This window comes from Promicromonospora vindobonensis (genome assembly GCF_042685865.1).
GTDB classification, from domain to species: Bacteria; Actinomycetota; Actinomycetes; order Actinomycetales; family Cellulomonadaceae; genus Promicromonospora; species Promicromonospora vindobonensis.
The window spans coordinates 37,974-63,775 of sequence record NZ_JBHUOG010000001.1 but is presented as its reverse complement, the minus strand read 5'-3'; the positions used below and the strand labels follow the sequence as shown (position 1 = coordinate 63,775).

Genomic DNA, 25,802 nt, shown 5'->3' with positions numbered 1-25,802 from the left:
CGAACCGCAAGGTGTGAGTCGGTCGGGCGGTCTGCGGGCGCCGAACCGCAACTTGCTGGTCGACCTGGGCGCCGAGCCGCAAGAAACACGTGCCAGCGCGCTCGGATCGACATGCAACGTTCGGCTCGACACCTGGAGTGACCATCAGCTTGCGGTTGGACGTCGGTGACCGGTCGGCTGGACCGCTAGCCTGCGGTTCGGCGATGGCAACCGACTGGCAGGACCATCAACCTGCGGTTCGACGTCGGCGGCCGACGCCTGGACCATCCGAGCGAAGTCGCGTAACACAGTCCCAGTTCGTCCGGGCGCATCCCTGCTGGTTCCGGTAGTGCTGCAGCTGATGCAGCGCCTTTGGTCTGGGATGTGGTGCGCCGTCATCCGAGTTCGTCCCGAGGGTTCGGGCCTCAAGCAGCGCTTCCGCGACGCTGCGAACCTGTTCGAATTTGACGGTCGGCGCGTCGGGCACCTTGTCGTGTGTGATCTTGTCTCGGAGCCGATAGATGTCGGAAGAGCTTGGGGCACTGGACGGCGGTAGCCACTCGTGGATATCACCCTTTGTGACCGTCAGTGATGTGCAGACTCGCTGACATACTTGCGCGATGACCAAGGCAGGTAAGAAGCAGACGTGTTTCATCGCGATGCCCATTACGACGCACCCGGAACATGCCGAGCGGTATGGCGGTGACCCGGACCACTGGGCTCACGTCATGGACAGCCTCTTCGAAAAGGCGATTGAACAGGCGGGGTTCGAGCCAATTAAGCCGGTCGCTGACGGTTCACATCTCATACACGGCCTAATCATCCAGCATCTTAGTACGGCGGACCTGGTCCTGGTGGATCTCAGCGTCCATAATCCGAACGTTTTCTTTGAGTTGGGGATTCGCACGGCGCTCAATCTCCCGATCGCCTTGGTGCGAGACGAGTTTACCGTTCCACCATTCGACACTTCGGGTATCAACACTCATCCATACGATTCGAACCTGCGGGGCTGGGAGCTTGAACAGCAACAGCACTCCCTTGCGCAGCACATCCAGGCCAGCTATCTGAGCTGTGGTTCGCAAAATCCTCTCTGGCGGCGGTTCGGCTTGACTATCAAGGCCTCAGAACCAGATGCAAACGAGTCGCCCCTCGAGGCAAAGGTGGATCTTCTCATGAGCCAAATCGGGCACATGCAGAGTCAGATGGATCGTGATCGGGCAGTGTTGCGCGGGTCGTCGGTCGAGTCGGACAGGCCTCGGTCTCTCGGGTTTCACGATTCCCCGCAGAGCGAGGCCTACCAGGCCTTGGTCGACAATGTGCAGAACTTGCTGGCGGTTCGCCACCCCGATGGGTCAGCGGTTATGGATTTCGAAATGGTCGGCCCTGGCGTGGGCCAGATAGTTGTGGATCGCAGGGTGACCGAGAGGGAGATTCTGCAGATCCAGGAAGTCGCAGCGCACCTCGGAGTCAACGTCCTGGTTCGTCGGAGTGGATTCGACCACAGGGAACCTTCGGACCATGAGGCTGCCTTGGCGGGGCAGTCGAGTTCCGCGGGTTCCGCCTCGGACCGGGCACGCCGTAAGCGCGAGCACGAGCGTCGTGAGCGTGAGCTGCGTGCGCGTCGTCAGCACGAGCGTCGTGAGCGTGGGCTGCGTGAGCGGGCGGAGCGAGGAGAGCCCAGTCCGTAGCTTCAGCGCGCAGCGCCCGGCGTGGGTTGCGGCCGGCTCGCAGCGGCGGAGTGGTCGTGTAGTGCAGCGGCCGGCCATCACGGGTTCTCTAGAACAATCGAAAAGGCCCCCCGCTCAGCGTTTCCGCTGGTCGGAGGGCCTTCTGACACGGTGGGCGATACTGGGATCGAACCAGTGACCTCTTCGGTGTGAACGAAGCGCGCTACCCCTGCGCCAATCGCCCGTGCTGCCTGCCCCGTAGGGCGTGCGTGGACGATATTAGCCTGGTTCGAGCGCGGATGCGAAATCCAATCGCCCGAACGGGTCAGGGATCGATCCGCTCGCGCATGTTCCGCTCGAACAGGTCGCGCGCGGCGCTCGAGAGCTCGCCGACCTCCAGGTCGACGCCGTCCAGCCACACCGTCGGCTGCACGTTCCGCACCGACCCGGTCAGCAGCATCCGTGCCTCCCCTGCGGCTACCTGGTCGAGCACCGTGAACGGCAGCTCGCCGTCCTTCGCCTCGCGCACGGGTAGCCCTGCCTCGGCGCCCCACTCGAGCAGCAGCTCGCGCGTGATCCCGGCCAGGCAGCCCACGCTGAGCGGGGGAGTGACGAGCTCGCCACCGATCTCGACGAACACGTTCGAGCCGGTGCCCTCGCACAGCTCGCCCCGCGTGTTCGCGAACACGGACTCGTCGCCGCCCTTGGCGATCGCGTCCGCGAGCGCCACGACGTTCTCGGCGTAGGACGTCGTCTTCAGGCCCGCGACCGCGCTGTTCTCGTTGCGGGTCCACGGGGAGCGTGCGGCCCGCCCGGTGGGTACGACGACGGCGGGGGTCGCTGCCACGATGACGGTCTGCGGCCCGGACGACCGGCCGGAGCCGAGCGGTCCGACGCCGTCGGTCACGGTGATGCGCAGGCGTCCGGCGTCGGGCGCCGCGGCGAGGACGGCGTCGACGCCGCCGCGGACCTTGCGCAGGTCGAGGGGCGCCATGCCCATGCCGGTCGCCGACCGTTCCAGGCGCGCGAGATGTCGGGTCAGGGCGAAGGCGTGGCCGCCGAGAACCGCGCAGGTCTCGAAGACGCCGTCGCCGACAGTGATGCCGTGGTCGACCGCGCTGAGCGCGGCTTCGTCGGGCGCGACCATGCGCCCCTCTGTCCAGATGACCGTCATGGCGCCCAGTCTGTCACCGGCGCAGCGTCACGTGGGTGACCTCCGGCGTGTGCCGCACGGACGTGGAGCCGAACTCGATGGGCGGGACGCCGTCGAACACGCGGGTGCCCGAGCCGAGCGTGAACGGCACGACGTGCAGCCGCAGCTCGTCGACGTGCCCGGCGGCGAGGTACTCGTTGAGGGTGGTGGCCCCGCCGGTGATGGAGATGTCGCCGTCGCCGGCGGCCGCGCGTGCCTGCTCCAGGGCGCTCTCGATGCCGTCGGTGACGAAGTGGAACGTGGTGCCGCCCTCCATCGGGATCGGGTCGCGCGCGTGATGGGTCAGGACGAAGACGGGCCCGTGGTACGGCGGGTGGTCGCCCCACCAGCCCTTCCAGTCCAGGTCCCACGGCCCGCGGCCGGGGGAGAACATGTTGCGCCCCATGATGTACGCGCCCGCACCGACGATGGCGTCCACCTCGGCCTTGTGCGCGTCGCCGTACTCGAACATCCAGGTGTGCAGCCGCTCGCCCGCGAGCGGCCCGAACGGGTGCTCGAGGCTCTGGTCGTGCCCGGCGGAGTAGCCGTCGAGCGACACTGCCATATCTGCTTTGACGATTCCCATACCGGTCCGACGACGGCGGTGGCGCGGACTCATCGGTGCCCGGCGGACTCGGTGCCGGTCGACGCCAGCGCGACCAGCCGCTCCGCCTTGAGCTCGGTCTCGTGCCACTCCGCCGTCGGGTCGGAGCCCCAGGTGATGCCGGCGCCGGTGCCGAACCGGAGCACGCCGCCGGCCCCGTCGTCGGCCCACCAGAACGTGCGGATGCCGACGGCGAGGGAGGCCTCGCCGTCGGCCACCCAGCCCACGGCGCCGCAGTACGGGCCGCGCGGCACGGGCTCCAGCTCGCTGATGATCCGCAGCGCGCTGGACTTCGGGGCGCCCGACACCGAGCCCGGAGGGAACGTGCCGGCCAGCAGGCGGCGCCACAGCTCGCCGGAGCGGACGACGTCGTCGGACAGGGTGCCGCGTACGCGGGAGACGAGGTGCACCAGCCCGGGGTGCTCCTCGACCTCCAGCAGCGAGGTGACCTCGACCGTGCCAGGGCGGCAGACGGTCTGCAGGTCGTTGCGCACGAGATCGGTGATCATCACGTTCTCCGCGCGGTCCTTCTCGGTGAGCCCTCCGGGTGTCCTGGCGGTGCCCTTGATGGGGCCGGACTCCACGACGGTCCCGGTTCCCTGCTCGTCCCGGACGGACAGGTACAGCTCGGGGGAGGCGCTCACGACCCACACCGGGTCCAGCCCCGTACGTGCGGGGACGTGGACGGCAGCGGCGTGCGGTGCAGGGTTGCCCGCCGCGAGCCGTGCGGCGAGCGCCCGGGCGTCGGGCTCGGCGCCTCGTTCGGTGTCGGACGAGCCCGTGAGCGGCGCCGACAGCACCCTGCACACGTTGGCCTGATAGACGTCGCCCTCGCGCACGTGCTCGCGGACCCGTGCCACGGCGGCCTCGTAGGTGGCCTGGTCCATGGAGGAGGTCCAGGCGTCGTGCGGCGGGCCGTGCCAGGTGGTGGCGGACGGCGCCGCGGCGTCGTGCACGCGGGCGAAGCGCCACGCGCGTGCCCGACCCTCCGGGTGCGTCCCCGAGCCCGCCTCGAAGTCCGCGACGACGAACCACGTCCCGGTCGCGAGCCGTTCCGGCTCGGCCAGGACGTCGATGCACTCGACCGCGTCGGTCGCGAAGCGCCCGGCGAACTGTGCCCAGCCGGTGTCCCCGGTCACGTCGGACCGAGATGTGGCGGAGACTGCGTGGGACGGAACCGGTGGAATCGTGCGGTTTGCGGGCGGATGGGCCGGGCTGGGGGACACGGCACAACCGTACGGCGGCGCACGCGATTGGACGGTTCGCCCTCCCGTCGATTAATGTTCAGATCACGCCGGAACACCGGGGGAAACCCCAGGATGCCCGGCTTCGCGGATGTAGCTCAGTGGTAGAGCATCACCTTGCCAAGGTGAGGGTCGCGGGTTCAAGTCCCGTCATCCGCTCGGAAACGCCGCTCTCGTAGAATCTTCGGCTGAAGAGAGCACCCAGCACGGTGGGTTGGCCGAGTGGCGAGGCAGCGGCCTGCAAAGCCGTATACACGGGTTCGAATCCCGTACCCACCTCGCATGCAGCATGGGCGATTGGCGCAGCGGTAGCGCGCTTCCCTGACACGGAAGAGGTCACTGGTTCGATCCCAGTATCGCCCACCATGCCCGAAAGGCCCTCTGGTCAGCACACGCTGATCCGGGGGCCTTTCGCCTGTTCGGCGACGGTGCACACCCGGCCCTGTCGCGAGCGGGAGCGGCCGTCGGTAACGTCCTGAGCACAGTGCGCAGCACAAGAATGCAGCGGCGATGCGTCGTCGGCTGCCGGGCGGGATCGCCGTACCGCGTGCCGAGCTGAATCCAGAACTCTCCGGTCGGGTCCGAATCCGCCTCCGCCAGTTCTCGGCGGACCTCCATGCAGCCGAACATGTCTTCGTCACTGGTGACCCTCAGGAGGCAGTCATGAGGTTCGTCCCCAGCAAGCAAGGCCACCGTTCCGCGTGGAGGGCCCGTCTGACGGCTCTGGTTGCGGGCGTCGGGCTGGCGTCAGCCCTCTGGGCCGGTCCGCCGGCCGCGGCAGAGCCCGACAGGCCCTCGGCCGCCGACCTGGCTGCGGTACACGCCGCCGTCGACCAGTCGGGCGTCGACGGGGTCGCGTGGTTCACGGACGCGGCCATCGGCAAGGTGGTCGTGACGGCCGACTCCACCGTGTCCGCGGCCGATCGCGCCCGGATCCGCGACGCGGCCGGCGACGACCCGGACGCGTTGACCATCAGGCGCACCGACGGCGTCTTCAGGCTGTTGCTGGATTCCGGCGACGGGATCTACGGCCCGGACACCTCGTGCTCCGTGGGGTTCAACGTCCGAGGCGGCGGCGAGTACTACCTCCTCACGGCGGGACACTGCGGCGACAAGGAACCCACGTGGTACGCCGACTCGTCCGAGACGAAGCGGATCGGCCCGACCGTCGACTCCGTGTACCCGGGGAACGACTACGCCCTCGTCCGCTACGACACGTCGCTGAAGCACCCCGGCGGCTTTTCCGCAGGGAAGGCGCACGTGGGCCAGAACGCGAAGCGGGACGGCGCGGCGAGCGGCGAGCACTCCGGCTCCGTCACCGCGATCAACGTCACCGTCAAGTACGAGGGGGGCGTCACGATGCGCGAGATGATCCAGGCGGACATCTGCGCCGAGCCGGGCGACTCGGGCGGGGCGCTGTACTCCGGTTCCACCGCGCTGGGCATCACCTCCGGCGGCAGTGGCGACTGCTCCTCCGGAGGCACCACCTTCTACCAGCCGATCCTCGAGGTGCTCCGTGAGTACGACGTCCGGATCTACTGACGGCCGCCGGCTCCCGGCGGCCGTCGGGCACGGGGTCTCTCGCGTGCCGCGAGCGCTGCTAGCCGGACGCCGCGTCGCGCTCGTTCCTCCGGGCGACGCTCCGGGCCTGTCCCTCGTGGATGTCGCTCACCCACTCCCAGCCGGGCTCGGGCGAGTCGATCCGCGGGTCGTCGGGGGCGCGCCCTTCCCGAAGGGCGCGCAGGTACGCGCGGTCCAGCTCTATCCGTGCGCGTACCCGGTCCGCGCCGCCGCCGGCGGACCCGTGGCCCGGGACGAGCGCGTCGACGTCGTCCGCCACGCCCTCGAGGAGCCGCAGCCCGGTGAGGTACTCCTCGACCGGGTCGTGGGTATCCGTGAAGGTGTCGAGCATCGGGACGAAGACGTCGGACAGCATGTCGCCGGCGACGAGGACGCCACTCTCCTCGACCAGCAGCGCCGCATGGCCGGGGGAGTGCGCCGGATGCTCGATGATCCGGACGCGGGGGCCGTCCCACGGAACCACCTCGGTCCCGGTGGGCAGACCGGTGACGAGGCCGAACAGGTCCAGCGGCACGTCCTCGGCGATCTCCGGCGGCAACCCCTCCGCGACCTGAGACTTCCAGCCCGGGTCTGACCGCAGGTCCCGCAGGTCGGCCGCGCAGCGGGCCGTGCCGTAACGAGTCGCGTCCCCGAGCTCGGCGTGCCAGAGCACGTGGTCCCAGTCAGGATGCGTCGAGAACCCTGCCACGACGGGCAGGCCGAGCTCACGAAGGTCGTTCGCGAGACAGGCCATCTCGGAGCCCTGTATCCCGGCGTCGACGACCAGCGCGCCGGACGGGCCCTGCACGACGACCGTGTTGTTCCGGAGCAGCTCGCTCCGGTGGACCAGCACACCCTCAGCGACCTGCGTCAGCATGGGAGTCCTTCCGCTCGTGGCTTGCGATCGCTTGTCGAGACCGTGCAGCGGCTCAACGGTCGGCTCCTGGCGGGCCGTCGAGCACCGTGGGGACGTACTCGAGGAGCTGGAGCCGACCGTCGAACGTCCGGCTCTCGACCAGGTCGAGAGCGACGTCGGGGTACCCGTCGAAGATGCGCTCCCTCCCGGTGGCGCCCGTGATGACGGGAAAGACGACGACCCGGAAGCGGTCCACCAGTCCTGCGCGCAGCAGCGACCGGCACAGCGTGAGACTGCCGATGGTGCGCAAGGGGCGCGGAGAGCTCTGCTTGAGGTCGCGTACCGCCTCGACGGCGTCCCCGTCGACGAGCTCGGTGTTGGCCCAGGAGAGCGGCGCCTCCAGCGTCGAGGAGAACACCACCTTGGGCAGCGCGTTCAGCTCGGCGAAGCCAGGATCGTCAGGGCTCCGGGCCGCGAACCCGGACATCAGCCGGTACGTCGTGGCGCCCATGAGGGCGGTGTGCTCGTACTCGGGTCCGGAGCTGACCCAGCCCAGGTACTCGGGGCCCTCCATGCCCCAGAAGCCAGGCCAGCCCTCCGCGGCCGCATAGCCGTCGAGCGAGATGATGAAGTCCACCATGAGGTCCGGCACAGGCCTCTCCTTTGCTGTCGCAGGTGCGTCGTCCCAGGAGTGACCGGTCGCGCGGCGAGAACTCATCGGAACCCGGACGATGCGGGTCCGCCCGGAGGGCTCGCGTGCCCCCGGGAGCTGGGCCCGCTGAACTACTGGGTCGTGTAGTGCTCGATGCTCATCACCAGGATGACGCGGTCTGGGCTGTCTGCCGGCGGCTGCTGGTCCGGGAGGCCGTACCGCTTGCCCAGGTGGACGTAGTACGCCCCGGTCGGGTCGGGGATCGCCTCCACCAGCCTGCCGCGCACCTCGAGGTAGTTGAACGGGTTCTCGTCGTTGAGGATCGCGAGGCTCATCGAGGGGTTGTGCTGCAGGTTGCGGAACTTGGCGCGCTTCGAGGAGTGGGTGAAGCGCAGCGTCTCGCCGTCGAAGTCGAACCACATCGGATTGACCTGGACGGTGTCGTCCGGCCGGATCGTGCCGAGGAACGCGTAGTTCGGCGCCTCGAGGAGCGGGATGAGGTGGGCGGGGATGACATCGGTCGCACTCATGCCGTTGAACATAACGCTGGTGCGGCCCCGAGGACGCGTCGCAGGTGGCGCGGCCATTTCGATTGGACCGGCACACCGTTTGTGAACTACTCTTCCGGAGTTCCACCATGGGAGCCCGAAAGGGTTCGAGCTGGTGGCAACGCGGATGTAGCTCAGTGGTAGAGCATCACCTTGCCAAGGTGAGGGTCGCGGGTTCAAGTCCCGTCATCCGCTCGAACCCGCTTTTTTGGTGGGGAGCACGGTGGGTTGGCCGAGAGGCGAGGCAGCGGCCTGCAAAGCCGTACACACGGGTTCGAATCCCGTACCCACCTCGGGCGATTGGCGCAGCGGTAGCGCGCTTCCCTGACACGGAAGAGGTCACTGGTTCGATCCCAGTATCGCCCACCAGCATGGCAAGACCCCCGGACCAGCGAACAGGCTGGTCCGGGGGTCTTTTCGCGTCTCCTCCGTCTGCGGGGAAGGGAGCGTTCTACCCCAAAATGGGCGTCTGTACCCCCGTGGCCCCCGTGGTCCCACCGCCACCGCCACCGCCACCGCCACCGACGGCCGGCGGAGGCGCATTCGGAGACACGGCGAACAACGAGAAGACGGGGATGCCCCGTCGTGCCTTCGGCGAGATCGAGGTCCGCGCGTCGGGCCGATCGCGAGCCCGATACGTCGGGCTGACACCGCGCCGGTGGGCCACCATGATGGACTGAGATGACGCTCTGAACGAGTGGTCGACGTCTGGAAGGGGAGTGACGGCCGTGGCCGAGCCCCGAGGTGCCGTCGCGGCCGATCCGGCCGCCCGCCCGTACGTGGTCGTGCACGTTGCGGTGTCGGTCGACGGCGCCACCACCGGATTCGCCCCGGACATCGTGCGGTTCTACGAGTTGGCCCGGACCTGGGACGAGGACGTCACCCTGACCGGGGCGGACACGATCCTCGCGCAGGAGGAGGCGCTGGCGGCAGAGCCGGGTCCCGGCCCGGCAGAGGACGGGCCCGTGCTCGCCGTCGTCGACGGCCGCCGCCGCGTGCGGGCCTGGCAGGCGCTGCGGGATGCCGGGTACTGGTCCGCGGTGGTGGCCCTCCGGTCGAGGACGGGTAGCGCCGACGGCGGAGCCCCGCGCGACGCTGCAGCACCCGACGGGCTCGCCCCTGACGATCCTGAGGCCGTCGAAGAGCTGGTCGTCGGCGACGGCCGCGTCGACCTCGCAGCCATCCTCGACGTTCTGGGGGAGCGCGGCGCGGCGATGGTCCGCGTCGACAGCGGCGGGGCCCTGACCGGGGCCATGCTGCGGGCAGGGCTCGTCGACGAGATCAGCCTGCTCGTCCATCCGTGCCTCGCCGGGGCGGGTGCGGACCGTGCGGGGGGTCCGGACGGCGGGGCGGGTACGGACCGGGCAGACGGCACCGTGCACGCCTGGTTCGGCACGAACCCGCCGCCGGCGTCGGCCCTGCGCCTGGTGAGTGCCAAGACCTTCGACGACGCGGTGGTCTGGCTGCGCTACCACCGCTGACGGGCCCTGGCGCATCCGGCAGGCGTCGACCGGTAGTGGTGTGCATGAGCTCCCAGGTGGCATTCCTGGCGCGGTAGAGACGTCAGGCCGTCGGCTCGTCGGCCCGTGTGAGCCGGTACCGCCAGCCGTCCTGGACCGTCTCGTGTCCGTCGACGAGCACGATCGGGCGGAGGAGGCCCATGCCGAACGGGCTGTGTGCAGTCCGGAACGGAAAAGCGATCAATAGCGAACAACATCTTGGCGCTTTGGGTCGCTGCCGATACCGTAACGCTCAGTAGTTGATCTGAAACGATCAGAAACAAACATCGACGTCGATGGTTACCGAGTGCAGCTCAAGGGAGACCTGCACCACACCCGCCGAGAGTCCTCGAACGGCTCGAAGAGTGGCACTCGACTGACTGTGTGGCGTCGACGAGTACTTCAACGAGGAAGGGAAGCATCATGAGACGCAGACGCGTGTCATCAGCGGCCATCGCGGGAATGCTTGTGTGTGGCGTCATCGGGTCGTCGCTCGTCGCAGGAGGGGTGACGGCGTCCGCAGCGGGGACGCCCCGTGCCACCACCGCGATCGTCGACGCAGCGGCCGTGACGGACATCACCGTCGACGGTGACGACGTCGCGGCGGACAACGTCAACGGCCTGACGTTCAAGGGCTTCGGCGTGCTCAGCGCCAACAGCACCAGCGCCGTCCTGATGGACTACAAGTCGGAGCAGCCCGAGAAGTACGCGGAGCTGCTGCAGGTCCTGTTCGGCGGCGAGCACCCGATCATGCACCACGTCAAGATCGAGATGGGCGACGACCGCAACAACTCGACCGGCTCCGACGTGGCGACGATGCGCACGCAGGACGAGCCCGCGAACGTGCGCAGGCACCCGGGCTTCCAGCTCGCCGCGGACGCCAAGAAGGTCAACCCCGACCTCAAGGTGTCGATCCTGCGCTGGAACGCCGCGCCCTGGGCGAACACGAACGACAAGATCTACGACTGGTACAAGAACACGATCCTCGCCGCGTACCGCGACTACGGGTACATGGTCGACTACGTCAACCCCGGCGTGAACGAGCACACCGCCGATCTGGCGTGGACCAGGGAGTACGCCGAGCGCGTCCGCACCGACGACACGGGGTACGTGAGCGACGACCCCCGGCTCGCGGGCTTCCGCAGGGGCGAGGCCGAGCTGTTCCACCAGATCCAGGTGGTCATCTCCGACGAGGTGGGCACCGGCACCTTCGGTGACGAGATGGTCGCCGACGCTTCCCTGCGCGACGTCGTCGGCGCCTCCGGGTTCCACTACAACACCAACGACGACGCGGCCGGGAACTTCAAGCGCCTGGCCGACGAGCTCGACGAGCAGATCTGGAACAGCGAGGCGCAGGCCACGTTCAGCAACTCGTCGTTCCGGCCGAACAACAACACCGCCGACCCGAGCGTCGAGGGCACCGGCCTCGGCGGGACCGGAAGCTCCCTGGAGATGGCGAACACCATCGTCAAGGGCTTCGCGAACTCCCGCCGCACGCACTTCATCTACCAGCCGGCGATCGGCTCGTTCTACGAGGGCGGGCAGTACTCGTACAAGGAGCTCGTGGGCGCACGCGACCCATGGTCGGGCTGGATCCACTACGACGCAGGGCTCGTCGCGCTGCAGCACTTCTCGAACTTCGCGGTGACCGGCTGGGAGGACTCCCGCAACCGGGCAGGCATCTGGCGCGCTGTGCCAGAGGCCTCCGGCACCACAGCTACCGGCACCAACCCGGTGAACGGGCGCAACGGCGGCCCGAACTACCTGACCCTCGCGGCACCGGACCGCTCGGACTTCTCGACGGTCCTCGTCAACGACTCCGAGACCCCACGGACCTACCGGATCACCCCGGAGAACCTGGACCTCGGCAACAAGCCCTCCCTGGCGGTGTGGGAGACCCGCGCCGCGGAGGACGGCGAGGCGTTCGACGCGCGGTACAAGCAGCACGTCGGTGACCTGTCCGCCGATGCGGAGGGCGCCTACAGCGTCACCGTGCAGCCCTACTCCATCACCACCGTGACCTCGCTCGACGTCAGCCGGGACAAGGCATGGACGACGCCGCTGCCCGTCGAGGGCGATCGCACCGTGCTCGACGCCGGTGCCTCGGGCGACGCCGCGAAGAACGTGCTCTGGTCGGACGACTTCGACTACTCGGACAAGACGGTGCCGGTCGTCCGCAAGGGCGGTGGGCTGCTCGGCCGGACCGAGGACTTCGTCGACTCCCGCGGCGGGGACACCGGCGCGATCCCGCTGTACACGTGGGACCGCAACGGCTCGTTCGAGGCCTACCGGGCCGACGACGGCGAGCGGGTCCTGCGCCAGCAGGTCGACCGCGAGGGCACCGGCGTCGGCGGCGCGTGGAACAACGGCGAGCCGATCACGGCCGTCGGCGACCGGCGCTGGAGCAACTACCGCGCCACCGTCGACGTCCGCTTCGAGCGCGGCCAAGAAGCCGACAACTACGCCGCCCTCGGGGCCCGCTCCAGCGGCGGGGGCAACTCCCACGACCTGCGGGGGACGCCGTACGCGCTCAAGCTGGTCTCCGACGGGCGCTGGCAGCTCAACCGCCTCGGCACTGTCGTCGAGAGCGGCTCCGTCGCCACCGACGGCTGGGACGCCGGCGCGTGGCACGAGCTGTCCGTACAGGTGGCGGGCCACCGGATCACCGGGTGGGTCGACGGCGAGCAGGTGTTCGCCTGGACCGACGACGCACCGATCCTGTCCGGCTGGGTCGACCTCGCCAGCGGCTTCCACTGGACGCAGTTCGACAACCTCACGGTCGAGCGCGTCGGCTCAGAGGTGCCGTACTACGGCGAGTACCTCGACGGCCACGAGATGACCGACCTCGCCGACCCGGCAGCGACCAAGCTCGTCTACGACGGCGAGTGGGAGCACGCCAACGGCAAGGGCATGTTCGAGTACGGCCGCACGTCGTCCATCAGCCAGGGGGACGACGCCTCGGTGAGCTACACGTTCACCGGCTCGGGGCTGGACGTCCTCGGGCCGAACGACGGGTCCGCACGGCTGGACGTGACGGTCGACGGCGAGCCGATCGCGCTCAACGACCGTACCCGTGCGTCCGGCCAGTACCAGCAGGCCTTCGAGCTGCGCGGCCTCGCGTGGGGCGAGCACACGGTGACCCTCACGGTCGCGTCCGGCACGCTCAACATCGACGCCGTGGGTGTCGTCTCGGCCCCGGCGTCCCTGGCGGCCGACGACAGGTTGCTCCGGGACGCCCTGGAAGCGGCAGAGGACGTCGAGCGGACCGACGACTTCACCGACCTGGACTGGGCGGTCCTGCAGAACGGGATCGCCGCCGCCCGAACGGCTCTCGCGGACCCGACGGCCTACCGGCTCGACGGCCAGGGCGCAGGCCAGCTGGTGTCCCGGCTCGAGACGGCGTCCGCGCCGGTCGTGAACCGGATCGTCAGCCTCGAGGAGCCGCGGGTGGCGACCTACGTCGGTGAGGAGCCGGCCCTGCCGGACACGCTCACGGCCGAGCTCACCGACGGCAGCACGCGCGAGGTGCCGGTCGAGTGGGCCGTCGGCGAGGCCGCGTTCGACGAGGCCTGGGCGACGGCCGGGGTCCGGGGCTCGTACGGCCCGGTCTCCGCGACGGCGCGCGTCGAGGTGGTGCCGCGGGGCACCGTCGCCTTCGGTGACGTCAACGCGACCAGCGGCAGCGCGCTGGGTTACGACTCGCCTGCCCATGGCGCGATCAGCGACCTGGTCGCCGGCGGGCTCGTGAACGACGCTCCCGACCGGGTGCGCACGGACGGCTCTGCCTGGGGGCACTGGGCACAGGGCGCCTCGGGCGACCGGGCCATCAGCTACAAGGGTGCCGAGGCCGGCGAGTACGACAAGATGACGACCACCGGCATGTACACCGCGAACCAGGTGGGCGCCGAGGTGTCGTACACCTTCACGCTCCCGGCGGGCTCGTACACGCTCGTGGCCGGATCCCACTCCTGGTGGCCGGGCAACGGCAGGAACGCGGACGTCCTGGTCGACCATGACGGCGAGAGCCACGCGGCCGGCTCGGTCACGCTGAACTCCGCCAACCCGAGCGAGGTGCTGAGCCACGACGTCGACCTCGCGGAGCCCGGACCAGTGACGATCCGGCTCAGGGCGACGAACAACCAGTCGCCCATGCTGTCGTGGGCGGCGGCCGTCGCCCGGTAACCCCTTCCGTCGAGTGCTGGGTATCTGTGCCGCGAGACTGATTCAGGAGCACAGATAGCCAGCACTCGACGGAGAAGACGTGGGTCAGCCGACCAGCCGGGCGCGCAGCGCGCGCACGTGCCCAGGGGTCAGACCGCTGCGGGCGAGGTAGGCCTCGACCGATCCGTGCTGCGTGCGCAGGTGCTCCAGCGCGTCGATGATGACCTGCCGGGTCGGCGGGATCTCGCGTCCGGCGGGGATCTCGCGGTCCTCCGCGAGCTCTGCGTACCGCGGCGCGAGCCGTTCGTTGGTGAGCTCGTAGTCGTCGGCGAGGGCGTCGACGTCGGCCCCGACGAGGCTCAGCGCGAGCGCCACCACGAGGCCGGTGCGGTCCTTGCCCGCGACGCAGTGCACGAGCACCGGACCCTCCGGCGCGTCGGCGAGAGCCGCAACGGCGCGGGCGAACAGGTCGGGTCGCCGGTCGAGCAGCCCCGTGTACAGGTGGACCCATGGACCCTCCTCCGGGTCGTCGGGCTCCTGGACGGGCAGGCTCAGATAGCCGGGGTGGTCCGCCAGCAGGCTCGGCCACTCCTCGTTCTCCTGCAGACGGCGCAGATCGATGATCCGCGCCAGCCGGTAGGCCGTGGCGGCGGCGACACCGTCGTCGGTCAGGAAGCTGGGGGAGTCCGAGCGGACCAGGGCACGTTCGCGGACCGTGCCGCCGCCCGTGAGGGGGAGCCCGCCCAGGTCACGCACGTTGAGACAGCCGGGCCAGTCGAGGTGGAGCGGTGTGTAATCCGTCACGCCGGGAGGTTAGCGCTCCGGTGCGTCGTCGTGCAGGGGAATCTTGCCCTTGCGCATCTCGACGGCTATCTGCTCGGCGTCCAGCAGGTCCAGCGCGATCCCGAGCTGGGCGGAGTCGTAGGTGCCGGTCGAGCGCGCGGCGAGCAGCTCCTCACGCTGCGCCGCGATGGCCGCCAGGCGCAGCTCGCGGTACTGGATGAAGCGCTCCTTGGTGAGGACGGCGTCCTCGTCCTGCGACTCCTGCTCCCGGTACATGTCCTTGCGCACCCGGATCACGACGCTCTCGTCGTAGGGCGTGCCGTCGGGGCGGCGGGGGTCGGCGAGGAAGGCGCGGGCGGCCTGGTCGATCTCGCGGCGCACGGCAGGCAGGTCGTCGGCGGTGTCCTGCCCCACCAGGCCGAGCCGCCGGGTCACCCACGGCAGGGTGCTGCCCTGGAGCAGGAGGGTGCCGAACGCGACCCCGAACGCCACCAGGATCAGGAAGGACCGGTCGGGCGTGCTCGCCGGCAGGGTCTGGGCGGCGGCGAGCGTCACCACGCCGCGCATGCCCGCCCACACCAGCAGGGTGCCCTCCCGCCAGCCGAGAGGCCGGGAGAGGTCGTAGTCGATGTCGGCGGTGCGCCGCCGCAGCAGGCCTCGGATCCGCTCCTGGCGGGCGGCGGGCGAGCGTCGCCCGGTGTCCTCGGCGGACTCGCCGGCCCGGGCAGGCGCGGCGGCGGCCCGCTGGTCCAGGCGGTCCTGGATGCCGGTGAGGGTCTCGCGCACGGCCTCGCCGCGTCGCGCCCTGCGGGCCTGGATCCCGATGAGCGGGGTGACGAACGCCGCGCGCACCACCAGCACGGCGGCGCCTGCGACGGCGGCCACCGCGGCGGCCCGCCAGAGCGAGATGCTGCCGCGCTCCGCTTCTTCGATCAGGTCGAACAGCTGGATCCCCATCGCGAGGAAGACCGCACCCTCGAGCAGCAGCTCGACGGTGTGCCAGTTCGACCGTTCGGCGATGCGGTCCTGTGGCCGCAGGTGCCTGGCCGATCCGTTGCCGGTCACCAGGCCCGCCGCCACGACGGCGACCAGGCCTGACGCGCCCAGCTCCTCGGCGGGCAGGTAGGCGGCGAACGGGACGACGAACGACATGGCGGTGCTCAGGGCGGCGTGCTGCAGGCGCCTGCGGATCCGCAGGCCCACCCAGCCGACGGGCACGCCGATCGCGACGGCGAGGCCCGCCGCGAACGCGAAGTTGCCGACCACCTCCCACAGGCTGACCGACGCCGCCGTGGCCGCGATCGCCGCGCGGAGCAGCACCAGCGCGGACGCGTCGTTGAGCAGGGACTCGCCCTCGAGCATCGTGACGCTCCGCGGGGACGCCCCGAGCCGCTTCACGATCGTGGTCGCCACGGCGTCGGTCGGGCTCACGATCGCGCCGAGGGCGATGGCCGTGGCGAGGTCGATCCCTGGGATCAGCAGGCGGAACAGCAGCCCCAGCAGCACGGAGCTGATCACGACGAGCGTGACGGACAGGCCGCCGATGGCCGTGAAGTCGCGCCGGAAGTCCATGGACGGCAGACCGACCGCCGCCGAGTACAGGAGTGGTGGCAGCACGCCGCCGAGGATCAGCTCCGGTGGTACCTCGATCGCCGGTACCCACGGCAGCAGGCTCACGCCTGCGCCGAGCACCACGAGCACCAGGGGAGAGGCGACCCCTGCCCGCGGCGCGAGCGCTGTGACCGCGATGATGAGAGCCGATGCTGCGACGGCGATGGTCAGGTACTCGACGGACTCCACGGCCTGACGGTACGAGACGTCGGGGGCGTTCGCCGAGCATCGTGCTCTGGATCACGCGGCCGATCCGGTGCGCTCGTCGTGCGGACCGCGGAGGCCTCTTCCACATGCGGTACCCGCCGCCCGTGGGTAGTTTCGGCCCCGCGCAGCCAGTCGGCGCCACCGTGCGCTGCACTTCGGGTGCGCGTAGGTTCGAATCGGCGGCGGGACCCCGCCGTCCGCAGGGGGTGCACCATTTGTGTGCCTGTGTCGAGAGGATTTCAACATGGGGCTTTTTGACAAGGCCAAGGAGTTCGCGTCCGACCCGGACAACGTCGCGAAGGCGAAGGAGCAGATGACCGACGAGAACGTCGGCGCAGCTACCGACAAGCTCAAGGAGTTCGCGCCCGACCAGGCAGACGGCGCCATCGACTCGATGGGCGACCGTGCCCGCGAGTGGGGCGGCGGCGCGGAGTCGGCACAGGAGCCGGCGCAGCAGCGCGAGGCCCAGCCGCAGGCAGCGGAGCGCCAGGCCAGCCCGCAGCAGGAGCGCGAGGGCGGCCGCGGCGAGGGCCGCGAGGGCCGCGAAGGCCGCGAGGGTGGCCGCGGCGAGGGCCGCGAGGGCCGCGAAGGCCGCGAGGGTGGCGGCGGCGAGGGCCGCCACGCCGGTCGTGACAACGACGGTCCGGGCCGCCACGGTGGCGGCGGCCGCGACTGACGGTCGGTACGATCGAGGGGCACTGTCGGCGACGACGGTGCCCCTCGATCAGTTTCCATGACCTTCCCATAGGAGCACCGTCGTGTCCGACGTCGCATCGCCGCCCAGCCCCACCGCACTCCCTTCGGCTGACACCACCACGGAGGCGACGAAGACAACGGCCACGACCACCGGCGTCGAGCTGTACGCCGAGCGCCGCGACGTCGTCGTGGTGCGGGTGGACGGAGAGCTGTGGGACCTCGACCGGGAGATCCCGGCCGGCCACGTGGTCGAGCCCGTGACGATCAGCGAGCCGGACGGCCTCGCGGTGCTGCGGCACAGCGCGGCGCACGTGCTGGCGCAGGCGGTGCAGCAGGTCAACCCGGACGCCAAGCTGGGCATCGGCCCGCCCGTGACCGACGGTTTCTACTACGACTTCGACGTCGAGACGCCGTTCACGCCGGAGGACCTCAAGGCGCTCGACAAGATCATGGGCCGCATCATCAAGGAGGGCCAGACGTTCCGCCGCCGGGTCGTCACGGAGGATGAGGCCCGCGCGGAGCTGGCCGGCGAGCCGTACAAGCTCGAGCTGATCGGCCTCAAGGGCTCGTCCGCCGATGCCGCCGAGGGCGCCTCCGTCGAGGTGGGCGCCGGCGAGCTCACGATCTACGAGAACGTCCGGGGCGCCGGCCGCGAGACCGAGACGGTGGTCTGGAAGGACCTGTGCCGCGGCCCGCACCTGCCGAGCACCCGCCTCATCGGCAACGGGGTACAGCTCCAGCGCTCGGCCGCCGCCTACTGGCGCGGCAGCGAGAAGAACCCGATGCTGCAGCGCGTGTACGGCACGGCGTGGCCCTCCAAGGACGAGCTCAAGGCCTACCTGGAGCGCCTCGCCGAGGCAGAGCGCCGTGACCACCGCCGGCTGGGTTCCGAGATGGACCTCTTCAGCTTCCCGGACGAGATCGGCTCGGGCCTCGCGGTGTTCCACCCCAAGGGTGGCGTGATCCGCAACGCCATGGAGGAGTACTCCCGGCAGAAGCACATCGAGGGCGGCTACGAGTTCGTCTACAGCCCGCACATCACCAAGGAAAAGCTGTACCAGGTCTCGGGGCACCTCGACTGGTACGCGGACGGCATGTACCCGCCGATGCACCTGGACGAGGAGCTCGACGACGACGGCACCGTCCGCAAGCCGGGGCAGAACTACTACCTCAAGCCGATGAACTGCCCGATGCACAACCTGATCTTCGACTCGCGGGGCCGCTCCTACCGTGAGCTGCCGCTGCGCCTGTTCGAGTTCGGCACCGTGTACCGGTACGAGAAGTCCGGTGTCGTGCACGGCATGACGCGTGCCCGCGGCTTCACCCAGGACGACGCGCACATCTACTGCACGCGCGAGCAGATGAAGGACGAGCTCACCGCCACCCTGACCTTCGTCCTGAACCTGCTCAAGGACTACGGCCTGGAGGACTTCTACCTCGAGCTGTCCACCCGCGACCCGGAGAAGTCCGTCGGCTCCGAGGAGGCCTGGGAGGAGGCGACGCGGACGCTCGAGGAGGTGGCGACGGCGTCGGGCCTCGACCTGGTGCCGGACCCGGAGGGCGCTGCCTTCTACGGTCCCAAGATCTCGGTGCAGGCGAAGGACGCGATCGGCCGCACCTGGCAGATGTCCACGATCCAGCTGGACTTCAACCTGCCCGAGAAGTTCGACCTGCAGTACACGGCGGCCGACGGTTCGCGGCAGCGCCCCGTCATGATCCACCGTGCGCTGTTCGGCTCGATCGAGCGGTTCTTCGCCGTGCTGCTGGAGCACTACGCGGGCGCGTTCCCGGCCTGGCTGGCCCCGGTCCAGGTCAAGGCGGTCCCGGTCGCCGACGCCTTCGACGACTACCTGGCCGACGTCGTCACGCAGCTCAAGGCCCGAGGCATCCGGGCAGAGGTGGACTACAGCGACGACCGGTTCGGCAAGAAGATCCGCAACGCCGCCAAGGAGAAGGTGCCGTTCACCCTCATCGCAGGTGGCGAGGACGTCGAGGCCGGCGCCGTGTCGTTCCGGTTCCGCGACGGGAGCCAGGAGAACGGCGTCCCGGTGGCCGACGCCGTCGAGCGCATCGTGAGTGCGGTCCGCGACCGCGTTCAGGTCTGACGGGTGACTGATGGTCGTCGTCGGATGAACACGGAGCCCGCACCGGAGTCGTCGGCGACGTTCGGCCCGCCGGGGGACGGGCTGCAGCGTCTCTGGACGCCGCACCGGCTGGTCTACATCGGCGGGCAGGACCGGCCCACCGACTCGACCGTCGAGACCTGCCCGTTCTGCCGCATCCCGGAGGGCGACGACGAACTGGGCCTCGTCGTCGCCCGCGGGCAGCGGTGCTATGTGGTGCTGAACCTCTACCCGTACAACTCGGGGCACCTCATGGTGCTCCCGTACCGGCACGTCTCGGACTACACGGACCTGGACGCGGCCGAGACGGTCGAGCTGGCACAGATGACTCAGCAGGCCATGCGCGTGTCGCGCACCGTGTACGCGCCGGCAGGCTTCAATCTTGGTATCAACCAGGGGGAGGTGGCGGGCGCGGGCATCGCGGCGCACCTGCACCAGCACGTGGTGCCCCGCTGGCTGGGAGACGCGAACTTCTTGCCCGTGGTGGGCCAGACCAAGGCGTTGCCCGAGCTGTTGGGGGACACCCGCCGCCGGCTCGCGGAGGCGTGGGTGACAGCGGGGGGCGGAGAGGAGAACTGATGTTCCGGGGCCTGCGCTCCTTCATGACCACGGTGTTCACGCCCCTGGCCCGGCTGCTGCTCGCGCTGCGGATCTCGCCCGACGCCGTGACCGTCGCCGGCACGGTGGTCGTCACCGCCGTGGCCCTCGCGCTCTTCCCCACGGGGCAGACCCTCGTGGGCGGGCTCCTCGTCGGCTTCTTCGTCCTCTTCGACTCGCTCGACGGGGTGATGGCGCGCATGTCCGGGCGCTCCGGGCCCTGGGGTGCGTTCCTCGACTCGACGCTCGACCGGGTGTCCGACGGCGCGGTGTTCGGAGGGATCCTCCTCTGGTTCGTGCTGCACCCCGACGAGCACAACGGCCTGTGGGGCATCTCCGTCGCGCTGGCCTGCCTGGTGCTCGGCAGCGTGGTCCCGTACGCCCGCGCCCGCGGCGAGAGCGTCGGAGCGACCGTGCAGGTCGGCATCGCCGAGCGCGCCGACCGGCTCGTGCTCGCACTGGTCCCGTTCACGTTCCTGCAGGTGGGGCTCCCGGTCGTCGTGCTGGAAGTGGTGCTGACGCTGCTGGCGCTCGCGAGCCTCGTGACGGTGGTCCAGCGCATGGCCACCGTGCGGGCCCAGCTCACGCGGCAGGACGTCCAACCACCGGCCGAGCCGCGCGACGACCCGCGCGACGGCCCGCTGGCCGGGCAGGGAGCCTGATGGACGTCGCGGCGGTGCACACGTTCGCGTGGCGGAACGCCACGAAGATCCCCGAGCCACTGCTCCGAGGCCTGTTCACGGCGGTTGCCGACGTCACGTGGCTGCGGCACGGCAAGAGCGTGCGCCGCATGGAGGACAACTACGCGCGCGTCCGCCCGGACCTCGACGCCGCCGCCGTCCGACGGCTGTCCCGGGCCGGCATGCGCAGCTACATGCGGTACTTCCGCGAGGCGTTCACCCTGCAGGGCGTCACCCCGGAAGGACTGCGGGCGCGCGTCCGGGTCGAGGGCTACGACGAGCACGTGCGGCCCGTCGTCGACGGCGGGGGTGCTGCCTCGCTCGCGCTGGGCCACCTCGGCAACTGGGACCTGGCCGGCGCCTACGGCTCCCAGTACCTCGCGAGCGTGCTCACCGTCGCCGAACGGCTCAAGCCCGACGCGCTGTTCGAGGAGTTCGTGCGGTTCCGCGGCTCGCTCGGCATCGAGGTGCTGGCCCTGGGCAACGGCGACGTGCTCGGCTCCCTGATCCGCAGCGCCAAGGAGGGCAGCAGGCTCATCCCGCTGCTCTGCGACCGTGACCTCACCTCGACCGGCATCGAGGTGGACCTCGTGGGGCACCGGGCACGAGTAGCCGCCGGACCAGCGCTGCTCGGCCTGGAGGCCGACATCCCCGTGCACGCGGTCGGCATCAACTACGAACGGCTGCACGGCGCCCGCCGACGGGCCGCCGGGACGCCGTGGGGGATCGTGATCACGTTCTACCCACCCCTGCCCGTGCCCGACGCCGGACTGCCGCGCGACGAACGGGTCCGTCTCCTCACCCAGGGCTGGGTGGACCAGCTCAGCCGGACCATCGTCGAGCACACCCACGACTGGCACATGCTGCAGCGCGTGTTCGTCGCCGATCTCGGACCCGCCCGGCCGCGCACCACCCGGGGGCGGGAGACCGGATGAGGGTCGTGCGGCGTCGGAGCCACCGCGCGCTGCGCGTCGGCCTCGTCTGCCCCTACTCCTTCGACGCCCCCGGCGGCGTCCAGTTCCACGTGCGCGACCTCGCCGAGGCGCTCCAGGCCGCCGGGCACGAGGTGTCCGTGCTCGCCCCCTCCAGCGACGACACCGAGCTCCCCGGCGTCGTCACCGCCGCAGGCCGAGCCGTGCCCGTGCCGTACAACGGGTCGGTGGCGCGCCTCACCTTCGGCCCGCTCACCGCCACCCGCGTCCGGCGCTGGCTGGAGGTCGGCATCGACGGTCACCCGTTCGACATCGTCCACCTGCACGAACCGATGGTGCCTTCGCTGTCGATGCTCGCGCTGTGGCAGGCCACCGAACCGGTGGTCGCCACCTTCCACACCTCGCAGGTGCGCTCGCGGGCCCTCCAGGTCGCCTACCCGCTGGTCCGGCAGTCCCTGGAGAAGATCGCCGCCCGCATCGCCGTGTCCGAGGACGCGCGCCGCACCCTGGTGGACCACCTCGGCGGCGACGCCGTGGTGATCCCGAACGGCGTGTACTCCCAGGTCTTCGCGAGCAGCCCGCGGCGTCCCGAGTGGACCGGCACCCCCGACGCCCCCACCATCGCGTTCCTCGGCCGGCTCGACGAGCCGCGCAAGGGCCTCACCGTCCTGCTGCGGGCCGTCCCCACGATCCTCCGCGGCATGCCCGGTGCGCGGTTCCTCGTGGCCGGGCGCGGAGGCGGCGTCGCCGCCGAGACCCGCGAGCTCCTCGGGGAGCACGCCTCGTCCGTCGAGTTCCTCGGCGGTGTCACCGACGCAGAGAAGGCCGAGCTCCTGGCCTCCACCGACCTGTACGTAGCACCCCAGACCGGCGGGGAGAGCTTCGGCATCGTGCTCGTCGAGGCCATGAGCGCAGGATCCGTGGTGGTGGCCAGCGACCTGGGTGCGTTCCAGCGCGTCCTGGACGACGGCGCAGCAGGCGCCCTGTTCCGCAACGGCGACCCCGACCACCTCGCCACCACGGTGCTGGCCCTGCTGGCCGACCCCGCACGCCGGGACGCCTACCGCGCCCACGCCGCCGAGTGGGTCATGCGGTTCGACTGGTCCGGCGTCACGGAACAGGTGCTCGCCGTGTACGACATGACGCTCGCGGCCGACCACGCGATCGGCGGCGACGTCGTCGGGCGCGTCATGGGGCTGTTCCCACGCCGGGTCGGAGGCGACGGATGACCTGGTCGGAGATGGCACTCGTCGTGCTGGGGGCGCTCGCGGTCGGCCTGCTGCTCGCCTGGCGGGGGGCATACCGCCTGGACCGGCTGCACCGCAAGGTCGCCGCATCCCGGATAGCGCTCGACGCGCAGCTCGTGCGGCGCGCGTCGACGGCGGTCGAGCTCGCGGCGTCGGGCGTTCTCGACCCGGCGAGCGCCGTCCTGGTGGCCGACGCGGCGTACGCGGCGTCGGACGTCGGGCCGGTGACCTCGCCTGCCGCCGCACTGAAGATGGACGGGCTGGGGCCGGCGCGGGAGCGGGCCGAGTCGGGGCTCACGGCGACGCTGCGGGAGGCGATGGGCGCCCCGGAGGCGATCAGGGTCCTGCGGGCCGGGCCCGCCGGTGAGGTCGTGGCGGCGCTCGCCGCCGCCTGGTACCGGGCGACGCTGGCCCGCCGCTTCCACAACGAGGCGGTCGCGCAGGCCCGGCGGGTGCGCAGGCTCTGGTACGTGCGGCTGTTCCGGCTGGCCGGTCGGGCCCCCATGCCGCGGACGGTGGAGCTGGACGACGCTCTGCCGCACGCCCTGGAGCCCAACGGCGGGTGACCGGTCCGCGAGCAGCGGGCGGGGCCTGCCGGAGCCGGACGATAGGATCGAGGTAGGGCGCCGACCGCGCCCGGAACGACCGGCGTCGATCCCACCGGCGAGAACTATGCGAGGTAACCGTGACTGAATCCGTGACCGGCGAGAACACCGTGGGCACGGTTGGCACCGCGCGCGTGAAGCGCGGTATGGCCGAGATGCTCAAGGGCGGCGTCATCATGGACGTCGTCACGCCCGACCAGGCGAAGATCGCCGAGGACGCGGGTGCGGTGGCCGTCATGGCGCTGGAGCGAGTGCCTGCCGACATCCGTGCGCAGGGCGGGGTGTCGCGCATGAGCGACCCCGACATGGTCGACGGCATCATCGAGGCCGTCTCCATCCCGGTGATGGCGAAGGCGCGCATCGGGCACTTCGTCGAGGCGCAGGTGCTGCAGTCGCTCGGCGTCGACTACATCGACGAGTCCGAGGTGCTGACCCCCGCGGACTACACGAACCACATCGAGAAGTGGAACTTCACCGTCCCGTTCGTGTGCGGCGCGACGAACCTGGGTGAGGCGCTGCGACGCATCACAGAGGGCGCGGCCATGATCCGCTCGAAGGGTGAGGCCGGCACGGGCGACGTGTCGAACGCGACCACGCACATGCGTCAGATCCGCCAGCAGATCCGCCGCCTCACGTCGCTGCCGGAGGACGAGCTGTTCGTCGCCGCCAAGGAGCTGCAGGCGCCGTACGAGCTGGTCAAGGAGATCGCGACCACCGGAAAGCTGCCGGTCGTGCTGTTCACCGCCGGCGGTATCGCCACTCCGGCGGACGCCGCGATGATGATGCAGCTCGGCGCCGAGGGCGTCTTCGTCGGCTCTGGCATCTTCAAGTCGGGCAACCCCGCACAGCGTGCGAAGGCGATCGTGCAGGCCACGACGTTCTTCGACGACGCGGACGTGATCGCCAAGGTCTCGCGCGGGCTCGGCGAGGCGATGGTCGGTATCAACGTGCCGGTGTCCAAGATTGGTGCCGAGGACGACCTCCTGACAGGCACGGAGTTCCAGCGGTTCCAGGACCGCTGACCTGCCCTGCAGCAGACGGGCGAGGCTCCGCAGACGTCGTGTCTGCGGAGCCTCTCCGCCGTGCAGGTGTGGTGTCCGCACAGTTAGTTGGGTGCAGGTGAGTCGGCAGCGGCCGCGGTTCCGGTTCTGGTCTCGTATGTAGTCGCGCAGCTCTGGCGCGGATACGTTGGAGCGCATGCTGCACCTGCTTGTTGACACATCGACATGGCTTGACCTGTCCAAACGGCGCGACGGGCAGCGGTGGATCGTCGCTCTCCGTGTCCTAATCCATCAGGGCAAGGTCGAGTTGCTCGTGCCTTCCGTCGTGGTCGACGAGTTCGAGCGGAACCGGGAACGGATCGAGAAGTCCATGACCTCGAGCGTCGCTCAGCGGTTCAAGCTCATCAGGCAAGACCTCGACGACTATGGCGGGACGGATAACGAGCACGCACTGAAGGTGGTCGAAGATCTTGCCCGTCACGTGCCGCTGATCGGGGCGATGACGACGCGCAACTTCGAAGAGACCCTCGATCTGCTGCGATCTGCACGAGTCGTCGAACCGACCGGCGCGAACCACCAGGCAGTGGTCGAACGAGGTCTTGCGAAGCGAGCGCCGTTCCATCGGTCTCGCAATAGCGTCGCGGACGCACTGCTGATCGAGTTGTATGCAACCGTCATCAATGATGGCGACCTCGCGCGCGAGCCGCACGCGTTCATCACGTCGAACAGCGAGGACTTCTCTGCGCAGGGAGCAGACAAGCGGCAGCCTCATCCAGACATTGCGCCTGCCTTCGCGCCCGACCAGTCCTCGTACGCCCTCGGCGTCGATGGACTCAACGATCTCCTCCTGCTGTACTTCGGGCAGGAGATCGAGGAGCTGTTCGCCGATACAGACTTCGTCGAAGAGCCACGACGCTTGGACGAGATCCTGAATGCGGAGAAGGTGTTCTTCGACCGCGTCTGGTACCACCGTTCCCTTCAGCACGAGTACCGGTTGCAGGACGCTGGCGACCAGGCCGCGCTCGAACGCCTATTGGCGATTGCGGGCTCCCCTCGGAGAGATGTCGAGGAGACGTATACCCAACCGGGCGACCTTGGACCCTACACCGACTTCGAGCTCGGGATGCTCAATGGCAAGCTCTCTGCGCTGCGCTGGGTGCTCGGCAGCGAATGGGACTTCCTCGACACCTAGCCAACTGACTGGCAACTCGAGGCTCTTCTGCCACACAGTCCACGGCTGAGCGGAACACAACGGTTTACCTGGGATGAGACTTGTGCGTGTGCGATATCGCTGATCGCGGCGCATCGTGCAGCGGGCTCCGTAGACGCCATGTCCACTGGGCCCGTCGCGTCTGGTC

21 protein-coding genes and 7 tRNA genes are annotated in these 25,802 nt (G+C 70.0%); 19 read left to right on the top strand and 9 right to left on the bottom strand.

Going from position 1 to position 25,802, the window contains the following annotated elements:
- Positions 1 to 599: 599 nt before the first annotated feature.
- A complete protein-coding gene (locus ACFS27_RS00355; RefSeq protein WP_377179192.1) occupies positions 600 to 1,667 on the top strand; it encodes a hypothetical protein in 1,068 nt (355 codons plus the stop codon).
- 151 nt (positions 1,668 to 1,818) lie between these two features.
- Here ACFS27_RS00355 and ACFS27_RS00350 read toward each other — a convergent pair.
- The 4 genes from ACFS27_RS00350 to ACFS27_RS00335 form a co-directional block, all read right to left on the bottom strand.
- Positions 1,819 to 1,890: transfer RNA gene (locus ACFS27_RS00350), tRNA-Val, on the bottom strand.
- 81 nt (positions 1,891 to 1,971) lie between these two features.
- Positions 1,972 to 2,820 (bottom strand): aminotransferase class IV, encoded by an 849-nt coding sequence (locus ACFS27_RS00345; protein WP_377179190.1) that lies wholly within the window; start codon positions 2,818 to 2,820, stop codon positions 1,972 to 1,974.
- Positions 2,821 to 2,833: 13 nt separating this feature from the next.
- Complete coding sequence (locus ACFS27_RS00340) at positions 2,834 to 3,424, bottom strand: dihydrofolate reductase family protein (protein ID WP_377179188.1); 591 nt, start codon at positions 3,422 to 3,424, stop codon at positions 2,834 to 2,836.
- A 29-nt stretch (positions 3,425 to 3,453) separates the two neighbouring features.
- Positions 3,454 to 4,581 (bottom strand): chorismate-binding protein, encoded by a 1,128-nt coding sequence (locus tag ACFS27_RS00335; RefSeq protein WP_377179186.1) that lies wholly within the window; start codon positions 4,579 to 4,581, stop codon positions 3,454 to 3,456.
- A gap of 192 nt (positions 4,582 to 4,773) precedes the next feature.
- Between ACFS27_RS00335 and ACFS27_RS00330 the strand changes: the two genes are divergently transcribed.
- The 4 genes from ACFS27_RS00330 to ACFS27_RS00315 all read left to right on the top strand — a co-directional run bounded on the left by ACFS27_RS00330 (position 4,774) and on the right by ACFS27_RS00315 (position 6,228).
- Positions 4,774 to 4,845, top strand: a tRNA-Gly gene (locus ACFS27_RS00330).
- A 49-nt stretch (positions 4,846 to 4,894) separates the two neighbouring features.
- A tRNA-Cys gene (locus ACFS27_RS00325) sits at positions 4,895 to 4,965 on the top strand.
- Positions 4,966 to 4,977: 12 nt separating this feature from the next.
- A tRNA-Val gene (locus ACFS27_RS00320) sits at positions 4,978 to 5,052 on the top strand.
- Between the two features lie 297 nt (positions 5,053 to 5,349).
- Positions 5,350 to 6,228 carry a S1 family peptidase gene (locus ACFS27_RS00315; protein WP_377179184.1) on the top strand — a complete coding sequence of 293 codons (879 nt, stop codon included), beginning with the start codon at positions 5,350 to 5,352 and terminating at the stop codon, positions 6,226 to 6,228.
- Positions 6,229 to 6,286: 58 nt separating this feature from the next.
- Here ACFS27_RS00315 and ACFS27_RS00310 read toward each other — a convergent pair whose 3' ends face one another.
- The 3 genes from ACFS27_RS00310 to ACFS27_RS00300 form a co-directional block, all read right to left on the bottom strand.
- Entirely contained in the window at positions 6,287 to 7,123 is an 837-nt protein-coding gene (locus ACFS27_RS00310; RefSeq protein ID WP_377179182.1) for an MBL fold metallo-hydrolase, read from the bottom strand.
- A 52-nt stretch (positions 7,124 to 7,175) separates the two neighbouring features.
- Positions 7,176 to 7,754: a dihydrofolate reductase family protein gene (locus ACFS27_RS00305; protein WP_377179180.1), complete on the bottom strand. Its 579-nt coding sequence runs from the start codon at positions 7,752 to 7,754 to the stop codon at positions 7,176 to 7,178.
- Between the two features lie 131 nt (positions 7,755 to 7,885).
- On the bottom strand, positions 7,886 to 8,284 hold the full coding sequence (locus ACFS27_RS00300; protein ID WP_377179178.1) for a PPOX class F420-dependent oxidoreductase: 399 nt from the start codon (positions 8,282 to 8,284) through the stop codon (positions 7,886 to 7,888).
- Between the two features lie 141 nt (positions 8,285 to 8,425).
- Between ACFS27_RS00300 and ACFS27_RS00295 the strand changes: the two genes are divergently transcribed.
- The 5 genes from ACFS27_RS00295 (at position 8,426) to ACFS27_RS00275 (ending at position 13,983) form a co-directional block, all read left to right on the top strand.
- A tRNA-Gly gene (locus ACFS27_RS00295) sits at positions 8,426 to 8,497 on the top strand.
- 27 nt (positions 8,498 to 8,524) lie between these two features.
- A tRNA-Cys gene (locus tag ACFS27_RS00290) sits at positions 8,525 to 8,595 on the top strand.
- Between the two features lies 1 nt (position 8,596).
- A tRNA-Val gene (locus ACFS27_RS00285) sits at positions 8,597 to 8,671 on the top strand.
- Between the two features lie 359 nt (positions 8,672 to 9,030).
- Positions 9,031 to 9,783, top strand: coding sequence for a dihydrofolate reductase family protein (locus ACFS27_RS00280; protein WP_377179176.1), 753 nt, complete (start codon positions 9,031 to 9,033; stop codon positions 9,781 to 9,783).
- A gap of 441 nt (positions 9,784 to 10,224) precedes the next feature.
- Positions 10,225 to 13,983, top strand: coding sequence for an Ig-like domain-containing protein (locus ACFS27_RS00275; RefSeq protein WP_377179174.1), 3,759 nt, complete (start codon positions 10,225 to 10,227; stop codon positions 13,981 to 13,983).
- Positions 13,984 to 14,067: 84 nt separating this feature from the next.
- Here ACFS27_RS00275 and ACFS27_RS00270 read toward each other — a convergent pair whose 3' ends face one another.
- Together ACFS27_RS00270 and ACFS27_RS00265 are read right to left on the bottom strand one after the other, a co-directional pair.
- Positions 14,068 to 14,766 carry a tyrosine-protein phosphatase gene (locus ACFS27_RS00270; protein ID WP_377179172.1) on the bottom strand — a complete coding sequence of 233 codons (699 nt, stop codon included), beginning with the start codon at positions 14,764 to 14,766 and terminating at the stop codon, positions 14,068 to 14,070.
- A 9-nt stretch (positions 14,767 to 14,775) separates the two neighbouring features.
- Positions 14,776 to 16,545, bottom strand: coding sequence for a cation:proton antiporter (locus tag ACFS27_RS00265; protein WP_377179170.1), 1,770 nt, complete (start codon positions 16,543 to 16,545; stop codon positions 14,776 to 14,778).
- Positions 16,546 to 16,807: 262 nt separating this feature from the next.
- Here ACFS27_RS00265 and ACFS27_RS00260 point away from each other — a divergent pair, with 262 nt between their 5' ends.
- From ACFS27_RS00260 to ACFS27_RS00220, 9 genes are all read left to right on the top strand, one after another.
- A complete protein-coding gene (locus ACFS27_RS00260) occupies positions 16,808 to 17,239 on the top strand; it encodes a hypothetical protein (protein WP_377179168.1) in 432 nt (143 codons plus the stop codon).
- A gap of 82 nt (positions 17,240 to 17,321) precedes the next feature.
- Positions 17,322 to 19,364: a threonine--tRNA ligase gene (thrS, locus tag ACFS27_RS00255; protein ID WP_377179166.1), complete on the top strand. Its 2,043-nt coding sequence runs from the start codon at positions 17,322 to 17,324 to the stop codon at positions 19,362 to 19,364.
- Positions 19,365 to 19,388: 24 nt separating this feature from the next.
- Entirely contained in the window at positions 19,389 to 19,961 is a 573-nt protein-coding gene (locus ACFS27_RS00250) for an HIT family protein (protein ID WP_377179164.1), read from the top strand.
- Positions 19,961 to 20,641, top strand: a complete 681-nt coding sequence (pgsA, locus tag ACFS27_RS00245) for a phosphatidylinositol phosphate synthase (protein ID WP_377179162.1) — start codon at positions 19,961 to 19,963, stop codon at positions 20,639 to 20,641. Before ACFS27_RS00250 ends, pgsA begins: the two co-directional genes overlap by 1 nt.
- Positions 20,641 to 21,594, top strand: a complete 954-nt coding sequence (locus ACFS27_RS00240) for a phosphatidylinositol mannoside acyltransferase (protein WP_377179160.1) — start codon at positions 20,641 to 20,643, stop codon at positions 21,592 to 21,594. The genes pgsA and ACFS27_RS00240 overlap by 1 nt, the downstream gene beginning before the upstream one ends.
- Before the next feature lie 29 nt (positions 21,595 to 21,623).
- The gene (locus ACFS27_RS00235) at positions 21,624 to 22,820 is read left to right on the top strand and encodes a glycosyltransferase family 4 protein (RefSeq protein WP_377183552.1); all 1,197 of its coding nucleotides are present in this window, start codon (positions 21,624 to 21,626) and stop codon (positions 22,818 to 22,820) included.
- Complete coding sequence (locus tag ACFS27_RS00230; protein ID WP_377179158.1) at positions 22,817 to 23,404, top strand: hypothetical protein; 588 nt, start codon at positions 22,817 to 22,819, stop codon at positions 23,402 to 23,404. Before ACFS27_RS00235 ends, ACFS27_RS00230 begins: the two co-directional genes overlap by 4 nt.
- 119 nt (positions 23,405 to 23,523) lie before the next feature.
- Entirely contained in the window at positions 23,524 to 24,465 is a 942-nt protein-coding gene (pdxS, locus tag ACFS27_RS00225; RefSeq protein ID WP_377179156.1) for a pyridoxal 5'-phosphate synthase lyase subunit PdxS, read from the top strand.
- Positions 24,466 to 24,640: 175 nt separating this feature from the next.
- Positions 24,641 to 25,636 (top strand): PIN domain-containing protein, encoded by a 996-nt coding sequence (locus tag ACFS27_RS00220; protein WP_377179154.1) that lies wholly within the window; start codon positions 24,641 to 24,643, stop codon positions 25,634 to 25,636.
- Positions 25,637 to 25,802: the final 166 nt, after the last annotated feature.